Origin of the sequence: Stenotrophomonas pictorum JCM 9942, assembly GCF_001310775.1 — a bacterium.
Lineage (GTDB): Bacteria > Pseudomonadota > Gammaproteobacteria > Xanthomonadales > Xanthomonadaceae > Stenotrophomonas > Stenotrophomonas pictorum.
On record NZ_BAZI01000299.1, the window covers coordinates 1 to 3,264 of the forward strand.

1 protein-coding gene and 1 pseudogene are annotated in these 3,264 nt (G+C 66.5%); one reads left to right on the plus strand and one right to left on the minus strand.

Features of this window, described 5'->3' with window-relative positions; all coding sequences use genetic code 11:
- Positions 1 to 981: pseudogene (locus tag JCM9942_RS12695) on the plus strand (pyridoxal phosphate-dependent aminotransferase); the annotation flags it as partial.
- A 75-nt stretch (positions 982 to 1,056) separates the two neighbouring features.
- Here JCM9942_RS12695 and JCM9942_RS12700 read toward each other — a convergent pair.
- Complete coding sequence (locus tag JCM9942_RS12700) at positions 1,057 to 3,156, minus strand: prolyl oligopeptidase family serine peptidase (protein WP_054660102.1); 2,100 nt, start codon at positions 3,154 to 3,156, stop codon at positions 1,057 to 1,059.
- Positions 3,157 to 3,264 lie beyond the last annotated feature (108 nt).

The following is a 3,264-nucleotide window of genomic DNA, read 5'->3' on the forward strand; positions in this document are numbered from 1 at the left end:
CACCGCCGCCCGCGGCCTGCCGGCTCTGCGCCAGGCCATTGCCGGCTTCTACCACGACCGCTACCGGCTGGACATCGACCCCGAGCGCATCCTCATCACGCCCGGCGGCTCCGGCGCCCTGCTGCTGGCCTCCAGCCTGCTGGTCGATCCCGGCCGGCATTGGCTGCTGGCCGACCCGGGCTATCCCTGCAACCGGCATTTCCTGCGTCTGGTCGAAGGCGCCGCGCAACTGGTGCCGGCGGGGCCCGCCACCGGCTACCAGCTCACCCCGGAGCTGATCGACGCGCACTGGAATCGCGACAGCTCGGTGCCCTGCTCGCCTCGCCGGCCAACCCCACCGGCACCACCCTGGACAAGGCGCAGCTGGCGGCGCTGGCCGGCGCGGTGAAGGCGCGCGGGGGACATCTGGTGGTCGACGAGATCTACCACGGCCTGACCTACGGCTTCGACGCGCCCAGCGTGCTGGAAGTCGATGACGGCGCCTTCGTGCTGAACAGCTTCTCCAAGTACTTCGGCATGACCGGCTGGCGGCTGGGTTGGCTGGTGGCGCCGCCGCAGGCGGTCCCCGAGCTGGAGAAGCTGGCCCAGAACCTGTACATCAGCGCGCCGTCGATGGCCCAGCATGCGGCGCTGGCGTGTTTCCAGCCCGAGACCATCGCCCTCTTCGAGCAGCGTCGCGAACAGTTCCGCCAGCGCCGCGACTACCTGCTGCCGGCCCTGCGCGAGCTGGGCTTCCGCATCGACGTGGAACCGCAGGGCGCGTTCTATCTGTATTGCGATGTCAGCGCGTTCACCGACGATGCGCAGGCCTTCTGCGCGCACTTTCTGGAAACCGAACATGTGGCGTTCACGCCGGGGCTGGATTTCGGCCAGCACCGCGCCCATCAGCACGTGCGCATCGCCTACACCCAGGACGTGCCGCGGTTGCAGCAGGCGGTGGAGCGTATCGGCCGCGGCCTGCGCCGCTGGCAGCAACGCTGATCCACTCCACGCCGCCCTGAACAAAAAAACGCCACCGGAAGGTGGCGTTTTTCCTGCATCACTTGCCGTCGGACATCACTTCCCGCCCAGCTGCTCCCACAGGAAGCTGTAGGCCAGCGCCTGCATGTGCGCGGCCTGCGCGTTGTTGGCCGCACCGCCGTGGCCGCCTTCGATGTTCTCGTAGTAGGTCACGTCCTTGCCGGCCTCGATCATCTTCGCGGCCATCTTGCGGGCGTGGCCCGGGTGCACGCGGTCATCGCGGGTGGAGGTGGTGAACAGTACCGGCGGGTAGCTCTTGGCCGGATCGAACAGGTGGTACGGGGAGAAGGTCTTGATGTAGTCCCAATCGGCCGTATCCGGGTTGCCGTACTCGGCCATCCACGAGGCGCCAGCCAGCAGGTGGCTGTAGCGCTTCATGTCCAGTAGCGGCACCTGCACGACCACCGCGCCGAACAGCTCCGGGTACTGGGTCAGCATGTTGCCGGTGAGCAGGCCGCCGTTGCTGCCGCCTTGCACGCCCAGGTGCCTGGCCGAGGTGATCTTGCGGCTGACCAGGTCCTGCGCCACCGCGGCGAAGTCCTCATAGGCCTTGTGCCGGTTCTGCTTCAGCGCCGCCTGGTGCCAGCGCGGACCGTACTCGCCACCGCCACGGATGTTGGCCACGACATACACGCCGCCTTTGTCCAGCCAGGAACGGCCCATGCCGCCGGAATAGCCGGGGGTCAGCGAGATCTCGAAGCCGCCATAGCCGTACAGCAGGGTCGGGTTGGAGCCGTCCAGCTTCATCGCCTTGTCATGCACGACGAAGTACGGCACGCGGGTGCCATCCTTGCTGGTGGCGAAGTGCTGCTCGATCACCTTGCCGCTGGCGTCGAAGAACGCCGGCATGGTCTTGAGCACTTCCGGCGGCTGGCCGATTTCGGCCAGGGCCAGCGCGGTCGGGGTCAGATAGTCGGTCACGGTCATCCAAACCGCATCGCTTTCATCCGCATCCACCGCGCCGACACCAATCGTGCCGAACGCCGGTGCGCCGGTGAAATCGCTGGACACCCAGCCGTCCTGGCCATGGGTGAGGACCTTCAGGCGGTTCTTGACGTCGTCGAGCACGTTCAGCACCACGTGCGACCGGGTCCACACCGCACTGGCCAGCGACGTGGTGTCCGTCGGCGCGAACAGCACGTCGAACGTGCGCTTGCCGGCCATGAAATCGTCGAACCTTGTCGCCAGCAGCGAACCGGCGGCGTAGGTCTTGCCGCCCACCGTCCACGGCTCACGCAGTTCAAGCGTCAGCCATTCGCGACGCACGCTCTTCTCGGCAGAGTTCGGCGCATCCACCTTGACCAGCTTGCCGTCGGCGCCGACCAGGAACAGTTCGTTGTTGTAGAAAGCGATCGTGCGGTTGACAAAATTGCGCTCGAAACCGGGCGTATCGTCATGCATCGCCGAGATGTACATGTCCTCGGGCTTGCCTTCGTACACGGTCGTGGCCGCGCTGATCGGGGTACCGCGGCGCCACTGCTTGACCACGCGCGGGTAGCCGGAGGTGGTCATCGAGCCGTCGCCGAAATCGGTGTAGACGAACACGTTGTCCTGGTCGATCCAGGCCAGGCCGCCCTTGGCTTCGGGACGGAAGAAACCGTCCTGGATCCAGTCCTTCTTGACCAGATCGAACTCGCGGGTGACATCGGCATCGGCGCCGCCGCGCGACAGCGCGATCAGGCAGCGGGTGTACTGCGGACGCAGGCAGTTGGCGCCATGCCATACCCAGTTCTCGCCCTCGGCCTTGTTCAGCGCATCCAGATCCAGAATGGTTTCCCACAGCGGCTCGGCCTTGCGGTACTCCACCAGCGTGGTACGGCGCCACACGCCACGCTCGTGCTGCTTGTCCTTCCAGAAGTTGTAGTAATAGTCGCCGATCTTCTCCACGCCCGGGATCTTGGCGTCCGAATCGAGCACCTCGCGGATGCCGGCTTCCATCTGCTTGAACTGCGGGGTCTGCGCCAGCTTGGCTTCCGCCTGCGCGTTCTGGGCCTTGACCCAGGTCAGCGGCTTGTCACCGGCAACCTCTTCCAGCCAGGCGTACTTGTCCTGGGATTCGTCAGCGGCCATGGCGGCTCCGGTCAGGCCGGTGGAAATAAGGCCTGCGACAAGGCAGGCGGAAGTGAGTCGGGACATGCGGGCTCCATGCGGTCATAAGGCGCGAACGCTAGCACGCTCGCTGCCACGCGCCCCGTGTCGAAGGTCAGGCCGCCTTCCGCGTCCTGGCCGCCGCCGGACGGCAGA

Coding starts and splice junctions, on each gene's coding strand:
- JCM9942_RS12700 (WP_054660102.1), bottom strand. CDS start 3,156: ATGTCCCGACTCACTTCCGCCTGCCTTGTCGCAGGCCTTATTTCCACC.